The organism is Thermostichus sp. OS-CIW-32 (assembly GCF_054060415.1).
In genome coordinates, this window is record NZ_JBSSDD010000002.1 from 297604 (window position 1) to 311545 (window position 13942).

Here is a 13942-nt window from a genome sequence, read left to right on the forward strand (position 1 = left end):
TTCCGGTTCTGCGTATTGTTGCTCCGCAACGCTATTGCTATGCCTGCGGCACCCTGACGGGAACCGCAACGCTATTGCTCCGCAACGCTGACACGACGACGCGAAGACGCGACTAACGTTCTAGGTGTGGGTGCAGCGTCCTGGTTGGAATTGAAATGATTGTAATTCTCGTTGAATCCCGGCGTGTGGCCAGGGATGCTTCCCCGGAATTAGCGGGGCACTCGCTGCAGATGCGGCTTTTCCTCCGGCAGAATAGCGCCCTCTACGGGGCAAACCTGTAAACAGATGCCACAGTCAATGCAGGTGGAAAACTCAATCCAAAAGTAGTCGGTGCCTTTGGCATTTTTGGTATCGCCGGGGTGGATGCAGGCGACGGGGCAAGCCTCTACACAGTCGGCCACACCTTCACAGATATCGGTGACAATTGTATGCGGCATGGATCCCTCCCAATGATTGCTCTAAGTCAAATTCTAAGTGCAGTTGCCACAAGGTCAGCCTTGACGTCGCCTGCGCTTCCTATGCTTTTGACTTTTTGATTGAGATGCGCGACATTAGCCCAAAGCTGTCTGAAAAAGATGGGGCTTATATCCCAGTCCTGGGGTTCATTTTAGGCCAAAATTGCTCCCCCCCGACGAGAAGTTTTCCAGATCGTCGCTTTTTCTGACCAGCGCAGCGCCAATGCAAAAGAAGTAGAATGCCGGAGCGAGCCGGCAAATGGGCTCCCACCGCCTCGAGAGTTCTCTCTTGCCAAAAATGGCAAGGGACATACTCTGCTGTGACCTGGGTTTTAACCGAAAGATAGGATGATTTGGCATAAAACAGGGGCTAAATCTCTCTGGGATCCCGCTCTTGAGACTGCCACCAACGGCTGAGGGGCCAATACAAAGCGGGTGCCCAGAGGCTACTTAAAATAGCAGACGTGAGGGCATTGCGTTGATGGTTCCACCAGATGCTCTCCAGAGAACGGGGGCCATCGCCACCAATGTTGCCGAAAAACCGAAGGGAGTTCTCCAATCCATCCAGCAAGGTTTGCGTTCCTGCTGGATCCAGGTCATCGGATCCCTGCGAGGCCACGAGCCACATCCATTGCAGTGCCATCAAGGTTTCGGCAATCACCACCATACCAAAAACGATCAAGGCCACCGAGATAAAGTCTTCTTGCATGTAGCGTTGTTTTTGCAACTTGGCGGTGAGGATCCCAACTACAGCCAGCCCCAGCGCATGGGTAGGACAAGGGCTGGTCAGCGCATCTTGCAGAAAACCCAGGGTGACCCCGGCAACAGCCCCCTGCCAAGCTTTGCGCCGCACACTCCAGCACACCACCCAGATCAAGGGCCAATCTGGGGTTAAGCCTGCTAGCTCCAAGCCCGGCCCTCGCCACCAAGGGGCCACTGCTGCCAGCAATCCCGACAGGACAGTCACCAGCCAGTTAAGGTGAGACTTAAGCTTAGGAATCAGAGGGTTGAGCATAGCGGTAGATCAAAGCCCATTCCAAGAGACCCAGCGGCGCCGACAGTTCGACAGTGGCTTGAGGGGCAGGGCTGGCATCCAAGTTGACCGCTCGAACCGTTCCCACCACAACCCCGGCTGGGTAAAAGCTGCTCAGGCCTGAGGTCACCACCACATCCCCCACCTCTACTTTGGGGGCCTTGTCGAAAAAATCCAAAATGGCACTCTGGGTGCCCGTACCCCTCAGGATGCCCATGTGTCGGCTGCGACTCAGCATTACCCCGACACGGCTGGTGGGATCGCTGATCAGGAGCACTCGGCTGGTGTTGGGCGTGACCGACTCGACTCGCCCGATCAACCCTCCCGGCGCCATGACTACATCTCCCACCCTGACTCCATGCCGGCTGCCGCGGCTGAGGGTGAGCTGTTGCCACCAGTGATCGGCGCTGCGACCCACCACGGCTGCTGGGATCCCCGCTTGGGGCATTTGCTCGGTAAATTGCAGCAGTCGCTTCAGCTCGCGGTTTTGGTACTGCAACTCGGCTACCAGGGCTTGCAGCTCACGGTTAGCGGCCTGGCTGAGCACCACAGCGGGATCCACAGGCGGACGGGCTGGAGCAGTGATCCAACTGTACAATTCCACCAATAGGGATCCCTGGGTTTGGCGCAGGCCCAGCGCTGCCCCCATCGCCAAAGCAGACAGGAGCAACCCCAGGCTATGGCGCCTCCACCATTGGCGTAGCCAATTCAAGCAATACCTCTCCAACCCACTCGACTCACACCTTAGATCAGGGATGGGAAGAAACTCCTCTAGCCCTTGAAGCTGCCGCTCAACACTCGACCTAGGGTTTTGAAATCCTCCAAAACTCGCCCTGTACCCAGCACCACACAACTGAGGGGATCCGGGGCAATGTGAACCAAGATCCCGGTTTCATGGCTGATCAGGGCATCCAGACCCTTGAGCAAGGCTCCTCCCCCGGCCAGCATGATGCCTCGGTCGATGATGTCGGCAGCCAATTCCGGTGGAGTGCGCTCCAGGGTGCGCTTAATGGCTTCCACAATCACCGAGAGGGGCTCGGCCATGCTCTCGCGAATTTCGGTGCTCTTCACCGTGACGGTACGGGGTAAACCCGAGAGCAGGTGTAACCCGCGCACTTCCATGGTCAGTTCCTCTTGAATTGGGTAGGCGGAGCCAATCCGAATCTTGATCTCTTCAGCGGTGCGCTCCCCGATGGTGAGGTTGTGAACCTTTTTCATGTACTGGACGATGGCCTCGCTCAGCTCATCTCCCGCTACCCGCACGGACTCGCTCAGCACGATCCCCTGCAAACTGAGGACGGCTACCTCAGTGGTGCCGCCGCCAATGTCGATGATCATGTTCCCAGTGGGCTCTTGCACCGGCAGCCCGGCCCCGATTGCTGCTGCCACCGGCTCATCCACCAAATACACCTCCCGCGACCCAGCTTGGAGAGCGGCTTCCATCACCGCCCGTCGCTCCACCCCAGTCACACCGCTGGGGATCCCAATCACAATGCGGGGAGCAATCAGGTACCGGCCCTCGTGTACGCGGTGGATGAAGTGTTTTAGCATCATCTCCGCCGTGTCGAAGTCGGCAATCACCCCATCTCGCAGAGGACGCACCGCTACAATGTTGCCGGGGGTACGGCCCAGCATTTTTTTGGCATCTTCCCCCACAGCCAGGGGTTGCTTGGTGTTTTGGTCGATGGCGACCACAGAGGGCTCTTGCAGGACAATGCCTCGCCCGGCCACGTAGACCAGCGTGTTGGCAGTGCCCAAATCAATGCCCATATCACGGGAAAATCGGCTGAAGAACCCCACGGTAAGTCGCTCCAGTCTTGATTTGGGAAGAAGCAGCAAGCTTTGGTACCTACTATAGTCTAGTTCTGCAAGAGAATCTCCCCCGAAGAGTGGGAATCTGCTCCAGAGAAACCGGCTATGGCTGTATCCCAGCCAGCTGTGGAAGATCGAATTCGCCGCTAAGGTGCAATCCTGTTGTGATTCGGGATCCCTCGTGCCTAAGGTTGCCATTGCTCCAGCCGGCTATCCGGCCATCGCCCCCTATTCTCCCGGCGTGAAGGTGGGCAAAATACCCTCTACATCTCGGGCACATTGGCCCTCGATCCGGAGGGCAAGACGGTGGATCCGACATCGCCACCCAGACTCGCGTGGTGTTGGAGCTGAGTGACATCCTCCCGACGCTCACCCTGCGGGTACAGCGCGGGGCTTCTCGGCAGTTTAGCTAAGATAGACCAACCCGGTCTTTTGGCGGTTGCGATGCAGCTCTCTGGTGCCTTGGTTAGCGTGGCTACCCTGGACTTGCCTCGTCTACAACGCTTCTATCGGGATCTCTTGGGGATCTCTCCCCAAGTCCAGCTCCCGACAGAGGGGGATCCGGTGTACGTAGAGTTTCGTCTGCCAGGGTTGCGGCTGGGCCTCTATCGCAGCCGTCATCTCGATGGTGGTGCCCAAGCCGCAGCGGTGAGCCTCTGCCTGCAGGTGCAAGATTTACAGGGATCCCTGACAACACTGGAAGGGTTGGCGGGAGCTTATCAGCTCTCCATTTCCCCCCTGCGGCAAGCCTTTCATGGACAGGAGGTGGATTTTCGGGATCCCGATGGCAACCGGATTGTGCTGCACCAGCCCTCTGCTGCTTTTGAGGAAGCGACGGCCTGGGATCCCCAGGGTTAGATTCGCCAGAGATAGATGGTGTAGGTGTTGATAACATCCGATACAGTGGTGGTGGCGGTGGGGAGCCAATCTCCCATGTCGAAGGAGTGGGTGACCAGACGAGCGCCGGGCCGAAGCTGGGAGCGCAGCTTGTCTCGGATCAGCAGGTGGGAGCTGGGCAGCAAATAGCAGCTCACCACCGTCGCCGGGGTTAAGTCCAGAGTGAGCAGATCCTGCTGGAGAAAAGTAACTCGATCCTGAACTTGGGCTTCTCGGGCCCGCTGTTGGGCTTCCAGGATGCGCTCCGGGTCGATATCCACCCCCACGCCCCGCGTGCCAAAGCGCTGTGCCGCCCGGATGAGAATGCGGCCATCCCCACAGCCCAAGTCGTGCAGAGTATCCTCGCTCCCCACCTGGGCCAAATCCAGCATGGCATCGACAACCAAGGGCAAGGTGCGCACATAGGGGGCCAAGCGGATTCCCTCTGGACTTTGCCGGTTGGGCTGGCATTGGAAGAAGGGATCCCTGCCCACCGAGTTCTGACCCAGCTTAGGTTTGAAACCGCGGGGCACCAAGGGTTGATTCCGAGAAGAGCGGTTTTCTCTGTTCATCAAATATTCTCATCAATTTCCCATCAGTCTATCAACCTGTCGCAGTACAGAGCCCCTGCCGTTCTACTGGGTGGAAAGTCACCGCCAATTGCGTCGGCTCAAGTACAGTCTACTAAGGGGTTATGGGATACACCTGTATGGTCATTTTCAACAGGAATGAAACATCTCCGTTCCATTGCTCTCTAACTCCCCTCTCCCTCTGGAGGGGCTGGGGGAAGCGGCGCGGAGCGTCTGGGCAGCGGCGGGAGTATCTCAATCGAGTCTGGAATGACTATGAACCTGCTTGTTCTAAACCTCACTGGGGTCAAGCCTCGGAAACACGATTTTTATAGCCTTTTATATCCCTTAATTTGTAACGGGCTGTATCTCAAAAAATATCTTGATTCAACAACTTAGCCAGGCGTTCCAGCCCCTTTTTGACTTGGCGGGAAACGGTAACGGCACTGATCCCTAGCCGCTCTGCCGTTTCTTTTTGCGTGAGGTCATAGAAGAAGACAAATTCCAAAATCTTGCGGGTACGTTCCTCCAGCTGAGCCAAGGCATGTTGTAGGCGAATACGATCTTCTTCAGCCAGTTGAAAACTGCGGTAGCGCTGATCCGGAACGACCTCCCCCAAAGCAACACTGTCTTCCTCAGTTTGAATCGGAGCATCCAGGCTGAGCAAAAGGCTGTTTTGTTGGGCCAGCTCCAGCTCTCGCCATTCCTGCTCCGTCAGTTGCAGGGCTTCCCTCACCTCGGCCTCAGAGGGAGAACGGCCCAACTCTTGCCGCAGACGGGCAATCACCTTCTTGGCTTGTCGTTGCAGGGTCGTCCAGCGGCGTGGGATCCGCATGGTGGGGCTTTTGTCCCGCAGGTAGTGTTGAATTTCTCCGCGAATGTAGGGCAGGGCAAAGGAGCTAAAAGCCAGGCCTCGGCTGATGTCAAAGCGTTCGATAGCTTGAATCAAACCCAAACAGCCAACTTGCACCAGGTCGTCGTACCCCTCATTGCATTGGTTGCGCCAGTGGTGGGCCTCTTTGCGCACCAAGCCCAAGTTCATTTCCACCAGCCGGTTGCGCAGGGCTGGATCGCGATTCTGGTGGTACAGCCGCAACAGTTCGGCAGTTCGGGCTTTAACATCCTCACTAGATGCCATAGATCCACATGCGGCTGGGAATCCGGTCTTGGCCAAAGGCAATGGAGGGGGGGCCGCCGGTCGCCTCAGGGAGACGGAGTTCTTGGGAGAGGTCAGGCGAGGGGCCGTTATCATAGACAACCACTTTACCGATTTGCCGAAAATAACTGTAGAACAAGCACTCAAGGAACTCGAAAACCATTCAAAGGTTGAGGATCCCACCCATAACCAACACCCATCCAGTCAAGAGACGCTTTTGCCCAGCCAGACCCTGCGCAAGCAGGTGCTACAGGGCTACAGGGATGGCGTTAGAAGCACAACCGGACACTGTTGAGATTTGCCAAGAGCTGGAACGTTCTTAGTTTGACCAGGTTTCTTGACCCAAGCAACAGCATCTCCACGGAAAATCGGCGGGTTTCATCGGCAAAAGAGCGCAATTTTCCCGTAAGACCCAACGAAATTGCCGGATTTCTGTTGTTGGCGTGCTCTCGTGGTTATTGGTGATTGGGTCAGGTTGGCGGTGAAACAGCCTGTGCATTCCAGCCTCTCCTCTCCTTCTGGGAGGTGAGAACGTCAAGAGGCTGTTCGTGACAGCGGCGGGGGGTTCTTGGGGGGATCCGTGCCGGCAAGGGCTGCCAAAAAGGATGCAAAACTCGGCTCCTCGCGAATGAGGTCGAAATAGGGCTCAGAGGAGAGCAAGGGGCGGTAGCGTTCCGGCTCCAGGCGTAGGGCTTGCTCCAAAGCTTGTAGGGCCTGAGGCACTTGGCCTTCCCAGGCGTAGCAGCAGGCTTTGGCGTAGTGAGCCTCGGCATTGCTGGGATCCATCTGCAGGGCCCGATCAAAACTCTGGATGGCCAGCTCGTAGAGGTTCAAGTCCATCAGCACCAGGCCGCGCTGCACCCAGATCTGAGGGCGTTTGGGATCCTGCGCCAGGGCACGGTCATAGCTGTTGAGGGCCTCCATCGGGTTGCCGAGGCGGTGGTGGGCAAGGGCATGGCCGGCCCAGAGAGAGGCCGATTCGGAGCCCAGTTGCAGGGCTCGTTCGTAGCTGGCCAGAGCATCGGCGTAGCGCTCTAGGTGAAACAGAGCCAGCCCCCGACTCTGCCAAACTTGAGCATCGACGGGGTTGATGGCGAGGGCTTTCTCGTAGCTGATTAGGGATCCCTGCCACCGTCCCAGAGAGGCTAAGGTTAGCCCGTGCAGGTACCACGTTTCCGGGCTGTCGGGGCTGAGGGCAAGGGCCCGTTCGTAGGCACGTAGGGCTTCTTCGTAGCGGCCCAATTGCCGCAGCGTGTTGGCCTGGTTAAAGCGGGCCTCAAAAAAATCCGGTTTCAGCCGCAGAGCCCGCTCATAGCTGGCCAGAGCTTCTTGATGGCGACCGAGATCGTCCAGCAGAGAACCACGGTTGTTCCAGGCTTCGGGGAAGTCCGGCTTCAGCTCCAGGGCGCGGTCGTAGCTGGCCAGGGCAGCTTGGGCTTGCCCCAGGTGGTCGAGGGTGGTGGCGCGGTTGTACCAGGCAATGGGATCCTGCGGCTGATCTCCCACCGCCTGCTCGAAGGGCTGTAGTTGAGCCGCCTGTTCCGCCGAAAGGGCAGATGGGTCAACCGCCGGGGCCGGCGAAACGGCTGTAGATTCTGGGGAGGCAGCACGCTTCTGCCGCCGCAGCCACCAGGCCCAACCCCCGGCCAAAAGCAACAGGCTCGCCCCCAGCACCAGCACGCCCACGTCGGTCGGGGCAATCACAAACGGCATGACCCACTTCCTCTTTTCTGCGCGCCTCTACATCATCACCAAAAACGGCAGGGGATCGCTGGGCCCTGCCGGCGAGATCAGCTCAATGCGCTTTTCGCCAGGGTAGGTGCTGGGATCGATCTCAAAGGTAACCGTCAGCGCCTCGGCGTTGGCCTGCACCGGTTCCTTAGAGCGTCCCAAGGGATCCCCAAAGCTGACTCGGATCCCTTTACCCGCCGGGCTGACTCGGATTTCCGTCACCTGATCCAGATGGGATCCCTCTAGGGTACAGACGATTACATCCCCGACAAAGGCCTCCAGAGGCCAGCCCCGCCGCACCACCGGTTTGGACATGGTTGTCGCTCCCACAGGCTTCTGCATCTCAGTTTAATTTTTCATTTTCCCCTCCCTGCTCCAGCCCAAAACGGCTTTGGTGGCAGAGAGGCTCTCCCCCCTTGGGCCGGATCTCCTGCCACCCCTGTAGAGAAGAGGGAGTTGGGGAAAGGGCAACGGCAGGCGCTCGCAGCAACACCTGGCGGTCTGGGCCCACGCTCACCAAGCGGGGCATCTCTCCAAGACTATCGGCCACCGCAAACAGCACCCGCTCTCGGGCCTGGGGATCCCAGCCCAGCAGCTGCGCATACCCCAGCGCCGGCGGCGGATCCCAGATTTGCACCGGTGGGATCCCTGTCGAGCCAGTGGGCAAAGGCCAGACCACCGCCCGATCCCAGCTCAAATCGGTCTGGAACCAGCCTTCGTACTCCCGCGCCAGCAAAGTGTTCCCCTGCCAGGCTAGAGGCAGGATCATGGCAAAATCCAATGCCTCAACGGGGTCGTACACCGACCCTGAGGCTTGATAGATAACCTGCAAGGCCCGAGTACGGGTGTTCTCGGCAAACAACACACTGGTCAACCGACCAGCCTGAGGCGTGGCCACCAAATCTAGCCGTGTGTACACCTGCCACTGGGGATCCGGCGCCGGCAAGGGATCGCTGCGCAACAGGCCAACCAATGTGCATTGCCGCTGCCGGGCTTGCTCCTGCAAGTCGTACACCCATTCCCAAGGGATGGGCAAAGTAGGGGGAGAGGAGACTCCAGGGGCAGCCGGCGCCATGTCCCTCGCCCAGGCAGCGCTCCCCTCCGCTCAGCCGATCCAAACAGCCACAAGGGCTCTCCCCAGTTGCCACAGCCAGTTTTGCCTGAGCCAGCCCCCCATCTGCCTCACCTTCCGTCGTGACATACTCCCGCACTCATGCTGATGCAAAGCGCTCCGCGCCGCTAGCGCGAAAAGGACATTTCCTGCGCTTGAGGACTACGTCCCGCTGACGCGAAAAGAACGGGATGCCCCACCGCCCTGTGCTTGATGTTGATGGCCGCATGGTGGTCGCGCCCTAGTTCTAGCCCACAATGGGAACAAGAATGCCATCTGTCTTGAATCGCTTTCGGTACTCTTTGACCACACCGAGAGCAGTTTTGACTGCTGCCGTTGGGATTCACTGCAATCGCCCTCAGCCCAGCTCTTTCAGCCTTGACTGCCAGCATTTGCAGAAATTGTCCCCACCCAGCATCATAGGTAGATTTTGCTAGTCGGGTTCTAGCAACACCTTTGATATTCAGGGCTTCGTACCCAATATGCTTGCCCTTGCTTACCAGCCAGTTCGCTGTTTTGTCATGAAAATCTTTGCGCTGAGATAGTGGTTAGTGGATAGTCACTATTCACTATCCACTGGTCACTATCCACTAGTCACTAGCCATAGGCGGTTTGACCCTTTCTTCTTGCGAGACACTGCCCGCTGCAGTCTCTTTAACCGCTTTTGGGCTCTGCGGTAATACTGGGGAACTGGAACAGACTCCCCCGCATCGGTCACCAAAAAGGAGTCCAGTCCCATGTCGATTCCTATGGTGTTCTCCAGTGTTGGCAGGTCAGGGGTAAATACGGGGACAGATGAATCTTGCAGGCTCAAGGTCACATACCACCCGTCTGCCTTGCGGGTGATGGTAGCAGTCTTGATGACAAAACCGTCAGGCAAAGGACGGTGCTGAATTATCCGAACAGCACCGATTTTGGGCAGATGGATAAACTGCCCGCAAATGCAGTCCTGTTGCATCGGGGGGAAACTGAAGGAGCGATACCGCCCAACTCCCTTAAATCTGGGTTTCCCTGCCCGCTTGCCGTTACAGTCCCCCTTCAGCCAGCGGTCGAATGCTTTGTGCACTCGCTCTATGCAGTTTTGCAGGACTTGCGAATGGACTGCTCTGTACTCCGGAAACAGGGCTTTCGTGCTCACCAAGTCCCGTTTCTGGGAGTAGAAATCGGGCTTGTCTTTCAGCTCAGGCAAATGACAGACTAAGGGACAAGCATTGATGTCACAGCGATTGTGTTCCCACCACGCAAAGTGCTCTGCCAAGCGGTAGTTGTACTGCTTGCGTAACAAGTCTAGCCATTGGTCCATCAGAGCAACTTGGCTAGAAGTAGGGCGTAAGCGATACTGGTAAGCAGTTCTCATGATGAGGGTATAAAATCCTGCTACGCCGGTCATAGCACCAGTAAGGACGAAGCATCGTGTCCTCGCCTTTTATCCCGACCCTTACCCTGGATAGTGGTGAGTGGATAGTGACCAGCCACTAGTCACTAGTCACTAACGGAGGGCGGGGCTTCCCGGCGGTCTAGCTAAAACCAAACCGAAAATGGAAGAAGTTTACTTACCAGAGGAGACCCTTTGCGCTTGGCTGTGGGAAGACCTGGGGCACGGCGACCTCACCACAGAGCTGACCCTACCCCCAGGACTGGAGGGTGAGGCGGTAATCCTGGCCAAGGAGACAGGGATCCTGGCCGGCCTGGAGATTGCCAAGCGGGTTTTTCGGCTGGCGGATCCCCAGGTGGAGTTCATCCCTGGAGTGGAGGAAGGGGCCAGGGTGGCTGTCCGTCAAGAGGTGGCCCACCTCAAGGGATCCCTGAAGGGCATTCTGGCGGGGGAGAGGCTGGCGCTCAATCTTCTCCAAAGGCTGTCCGGCATTGCCACCCTCACCCGCACCTATGTAGAGGCTCTCCGGGGAACCTCAACCCAGCTTCTGGACACCCGCAAGACCACTCCCGGCCTGCGCGCCCTGGAGAAGTATGCTGTACGGGTAGGGGGCGGCAAAAACCACCGCTTTGGGCTGTTCGACGGCATTTTGATCAAGGAAAACCACATCATTGCCACGCAACGCTGTTGCGACCGCGGCGCGGGAGGCGTTTTGGCAGCCGTCAAGCGGGCCAAGGAAGGTGCTCCCCACCACCTCAAGGTGGAGGTGGAGGTGCGGGATCTCCAGGAACTGGAAGAGGCTTTGGCAGCAGGAGCCGATCTCATCCTTCTGGACAACTTCACCCTGGAAGAAACCCAGGCCGCCGTCCAACGGGTGGGAGGGAGAGTTCCCCTGGAGGCCAGCGGCAACATGACCCCAGAACGGGCCAGGCAAGTGGCCGAGGCAGGCGTGAATTACGTCAGCGTCGGGGCGCTCACCCACTCGGCCAAGGCTTTGGATCTCTCTTTGCTGGTGGTGTGACCCTGAGCCAAGTCCTCGCTGGACACTGCTTTATTGCTACGCAACGCTGTTGCGACTGATGCTACTTTGAGAAGACAACCTAAGCCCAGCTCCAGCTCAACCGAGCGCCGCGAAAGGCTTCGCCGGGCGTCTGGGTTGGGGGTTGCTTCTCTTGCCGGCTCAGATACCCCCCAAAGCAGAGTCGACCAACTCCAGGAGATGGGCTTTCCGTTATTGCTGCGCGCTGCTCCTGCAAACGCATTAGCGGGACAAAGTCCTCAGATCGTGTCCAGCCTCCAGAGGAACAAAACCGTTATTGCTACGCAACGCTGTCGCGACAAGAAGTCGAAAATGAAGGGAGAAACCCCATTGCTACACAACACTGCCACAATCGTCCAGGAGATTGCCCGGCTCAAACAGGAAAGGCAGGCAGTTATCCTCGCGCATTCGTATCAGCTCCCCGAAGTTCAAGAGGTGGCGGACTTTGTGGGAGACTCCTTAGGACTGGCTCGGGAGGCTCAAAAGACGAGCGCCCAGGTGATTGTCTTTGCGGGCGTGCATTTTATGGCGGAGACGGCCGCCATCCTTAACCCGGAAAAGACGGTGCTGCTGCCGGATCTGGAGGCGGGCTGTTCCTTGGCCGATAGCATTCGCCCGCAAGATGTGCTGCGGTGGAAGGCAGCCTGCCCTGAGGGCCTGGTGGTGGCCTACGTCAACACCGCTGCCGAGATCAAGGCTCTGGCAGATGTCTGCGTAACCAGCGCCAACGCAGTTCAAGTGGTGGCCAGCCTGCCCCCGGATCGCCCCATCTTCTTCGTGCCGGATATGTTTCTGGGAGCCCACGTTGCTCAAGTAACCGGAAGGGAGCTGGATCTCTTTCCGGGAGAGTGCCACGTGCATGTTGGCATCCGGGAAGAGCACCTCAAGGCGATGGTGGAAGAGCACCCTGGAGCAGAGTTCCTCATTCACCCGGAGTGCAGTTGCGGCTCTAGCTGTCTCTTCCTCAAACCGGATGCCAAGCTGCTCTCCACCGAGGGCATGGTGCGCTACGCCAAAGCTTCAGAAAGCCGCGAGTTTGTGGTGGCCACCGAGGTGGGCATTCTTCACCGGCTCAAGAAAGAAGCTCCAGACAAAACGTTCATCCCTGTCAAGGCAGAAGCCGTCTGCGAGTACATGAAGAAGATTACCTTGGAAAAGATTTACCGCTCCCTGCAGGAGATGCGCTACGTGATCCAGGTGCCCCAGGAGGTGGCTGAGAAGGCTCGCCGTTCCATCCTGGCCATGCTGGCAGTGCCCGCCGGAGCCTAGAGGTGGAGGGGAAGAACGGGGCGCCGCCCTTGTTAGAAACAGACCTGTTGATCCTGGGAGCAGGGGTGGCGGGGGTGTACGCAGCCCTGTGGGCCGAAGCCCAGGGGGCGACAACCTTGGTGGTAAGCAAGGATCCCCTTCCCTCTGGCTCTACCCCTTGGGCGCAGGGTGGGGTGGCTTTTCCTGTGGATGAGGCGGACGTAGAAGCCCATATCCAAGACACCTTGCAAGCGGGCCGCGGCCTGGTGGAAGAAAAGGTGGCTCGCTCCATTGTGGAGGAAGCACCCTTGCACCTGGAGAGACTTTTGCGCTGGGGCCTTCCTTTCCATCCCCAACCTGTCCGGGAAGGGGGCCACTCCCAAGCGCGGGTACGCCATCTGGGGGGGGATCGGAGCGGACTGTGGCTTCTGAGAGGTTTGCTGGCTCGCCTCAACAGGCTGCCTTTGCAGGGCTACACAGCCCTAAGCCTTTTGCTGGCGGGGGACAGGGTAGGGGGGGCCTTGCTGCTTGGCCCTGAAGGGCCGGTGGAGGTGAGGGCCGGGGCAGTTCTCCTGGCTACGGGAGGATTTGGCAGCCTTTTCCCCGTCTCGACAGCTCCCCCGGGGGCCACCGGCGACGGAATGGTGCTGGCCTGGCGGGCAGGGGCCACTCTCAGGGATCTGGAGTTTGTGCAATTTCACCCCACGGCCTTGCCCAATGGAGCGCTGGTGAGCGAGGCAGTAAGAGGAGAAGGGGCTGTTCTCCTCAACGCCTTGGGGGAGCGTTTTATGCCTCGCTATGCGGAGCTGGGAGAGCTGGCGCCGCGGGATGTGGTAGCTCGGGCCGTTTTCTGGGAGCGGCAGCAGACAGGGGGAACCTACCTGGATCTGCGGGTCGTCGAACATCTGGAGGAGCGCTTTCCCACCGTTGTTGCCTCTGCCCGCGCCTTGGGGCTGGATCCCACGAAGGATCTGCTCCCAGTTGTTCCCGCGGCTCACTACATGATGGGTGGGATCCGAACGGACACTTTCGGCTTCACCGGCCTGCCGGGCCTTTATGCTGCTGGGGAGGTGGCTTCCACGGGTCTGCACGGAGCCAATCGCTTGGCTTCCAACAGCCTTTTGGAAGGGCTGGTCATGGGCAAGCGGGCCGCCTTGGCTGCCTTGCAAGATTTGGGAGAGGTGAGCTTTCCCCGACAGCTGCAGAGGCTACCCGTTCTGGCGACGTCTCCCGACATCCTGCCGGCTCTCAGGCATCGAGTTGGGGAAGCTTTGGGCGTTGTGCGGGAGGGAACACGGCTGCGGGCTTTTCTGACCTTTGTCAAGGCACTTCCCCTGCAGGAAAAGCCTTGGGCCACCCGGGAAGAGGCCGAGGCAGGCAGTCTGCTTTTGCTGGCCCGTCTGGTAGCTCAGGGGGCGCTGCTGCGGGAGGAAAGCCGCGGGGCCCATTTCCGCGAGGATTTTCCTCAGGAAGGGGAGCCTTTCCATACGGAGGTGCGCGGTTCAACTTTTTTTCCGGAGACCTCTTGATGCTACGC

At 58.7% G+C, this 13942-nt stretch carries 14 protein-coding genes and 1 pseudogene; 4 read left to right on the forward strand and 11 right to left on the reverse strand.

Going from position 1 to position 13942, the window contains the following annotated elements:
- Window positions 1–209: 209 nt before the first annotated feature.
- The 4 genes from ACVWY8_RS03970 to ACVWY8_RS03985 all read right to left on the reverse strand — a co-directional run bounded on the left by ACVWY8_RS03970 (window position 210) and on the right by ACVWY8_RS03985 (window position 3288).
- The gene (locus ACVWY8_RS03970; RefSeq protein WP_011434056.1) at window positions 210–437 is read right to left on the reverse strand and encodes an indolepyruvate ferredoxin oxidoreductase subunit alpha; all 228 of its coding nucleotides are present in this window, start codon (window positions 435–437) and stop codon (window positions 210–212) included.
- Window positions 438–825: 388 nt separating this feature from the next.
- Window positions 826–1470, reverse strand: a complete 645-nt coding sequence (gene mreD / locus ACVWY8_RS03975) for a rod shape-determining protein MreD (protein WP_414331966.1) — start codon at window positions 1468–1470, stop codon at window positions 826–828.
- Window positions 1448–2200, reverse strand: a complete 753-nt coding sequence (gene mreC, locus ACVWY8_RS03980; protein ID WP_414349819.1) for a rod shape-determining protein MreC — start codon at window positions 2198–2200, stop codon at window positions 1448–1450. Before mreC ends, mreD begins: the two co-directional genes overlap by 23 nt.
- 59 nt (window positions 2201–2259) lie before the next feature.
- Window positions 2260–3288: a rod shape-determining protein gene (locus ACVWY8_RS03985; protein WP_414342867.1), complete on the reverse strand. Its 1029-nt coding sequence runs from the start codon at window positions 3286–3288 to the stop codon at window positions 2260–2262.
- 456 nt (window positions 3289–3744) lie between these two features.
- Here ACVWY8_RS03985 and ACVWY8_RS03990 point away from each other — a divergent pair, with 456 nt between their 5' ends.
- Window positions 3745–4158, forward strand: coding sequence for a VOC family protein (locus ACVWY8_RS03990; protein ID WP_414342826.1), 414 nt, complete (start codon window positions 3745–3747; stop codon window positions 4156–4158).
- On the opposite strand, the gene ACVWY8_RS03995 is transcribed toward ACVWY8_RS03990, so the two are convergent.
- The 7 genes and pseudogenes from ACVWY8_RS03995 to ACVWY8_RS04025 all read right to left on the reverse strand — a co-directional run bounded on the left by ACVWY8_RS03995 (window position 4155) and on the right by ACVWY8_RS04025 (window position 10100).
- The gene (locus tag ACVWY8_RS03995) at window positions 4155–4748 is read right to left on the reverse strand and encodes an SAM-dependent methyltransferase (protein ID WP_457392951.1); all 594 of its coding nucleotides are present in this window, start codon (window positions 4746–4748) and stop codon (window positions 4155–4157) included. The two genes, ACVWY8_RS03990 and ACVWY8_RS03995, sit on opposite strands and share 4 nt — an antisense overlap.
- Before the next feature lie 367 nt (window positions 4749–5115).
- A complete protein-coding gene (locus ACVWY8_RS04000; RefSeq protein WP_041436760.1) occupies window positions 5116–5883 on the reverse strand; it encodes an RNA polymerase sigma factor SigF in 768 nt (255 codons plus the stop codon).
- Window positions 5873–6064: a hypothetical protein gene (locus ACVWY8_RS04005; RefSeq protein ID WP_041436759.1), complete on the reverse strand. Its 192-nt coding sequence runs from the start codon at window positions 6062–6064 to the stop codon at window positions 5873–5875. The genes ACVWY8_RS04000 and ACVWY8_RS04005 overlap by 11 nt, the downstream gene beginning before the upstream one ends.
- Window positions 6065–6435: 371 nt before the next feature.
- Window positions 6436–7614, reverse strand: coding sequence for a tetratricopeptide repeat protein (locus ACVWY8_RS04010; RefSeq protein ID WP_457392948.1), 1179 nt, complete (start codon window positions 7612–7614; stop codon window positions 6436–6438).
- Between the two features lie 27 nt (window positions 7615–7641).
- Window positions 7642–7947: a hypothetical protein gene (locus ACVWY8_RS04015; protein WP_011434047.1), complete on the reverse strand. Its 306-nt coding sequence runs from the start codon at window positions 7945–7947 to the stop codon at window positions 7642–7644.
- Between the two features lie 28 nt (window positions 7948–7975).
- Window positions 7976–8707, reverse strand: a complete 732-nt coding sequence (locus ACVWY8_RS04020; RefSeq protein ID WP_457396834.1) for a hypothetical protein — start codon at window positions 8705–8707, stop codon at window positions 7976–7978.
- 164 nt (window positions 8708–8871) lie between these two features.
- Window positions 8872–10100 (reverse strand): annotated as a pseudogene (locus ACVWY8_RS04025) (RNA-guided endonuclease InsQ/TnpB family protein).
- Window positions 10101–10281: 181 nt separating this feature from the next.
- Between ACVWY8_RS04025 and nadC the strand changes: the two are divergent.
- The 3 genes from nadC (at window position 10282) to ACVWY8_RS04040 (ending at window position 13934) form a co-directional block, all read left to right on the forward strand.
- Window positions 10282–11139, forward strand: coding sequence for a carboxylating nicotinate-nucleotide diphosphorylase (gene nadC / locus ACVWY8_RS04030; protein WP_011434043.1), 858 nt, complete (start codon window positions 10282–10284; stop codon window positions 11137–11139).
- A gap of 198 nt (window positions 11140–11337) precedes the next feature.
- Entirely contained in the window at window positions 11338–12426 is a 1089-nt protein-coding gene (gene nadA, locus ACVWY8_RS04035; RefSeq protein ID WP_414342299.1) for a quinolinate synthase NadA, read from the forward strand.
- A gap of 29 nt (window positions 12427–12455) precedes the next feature.
- A complete protein-coding gene (locus ACVWY8_RS04040) occupies window positions 12456–13934 on the forward strand; it encodes an L-aspartate oxidase (RefSeq protein WP_457392944.1) in 1479 nt (492 codons plus the stop codon).
- The last annotated feature ends 8 nt before the right edge of the window (window positions 13935–13942 follow it).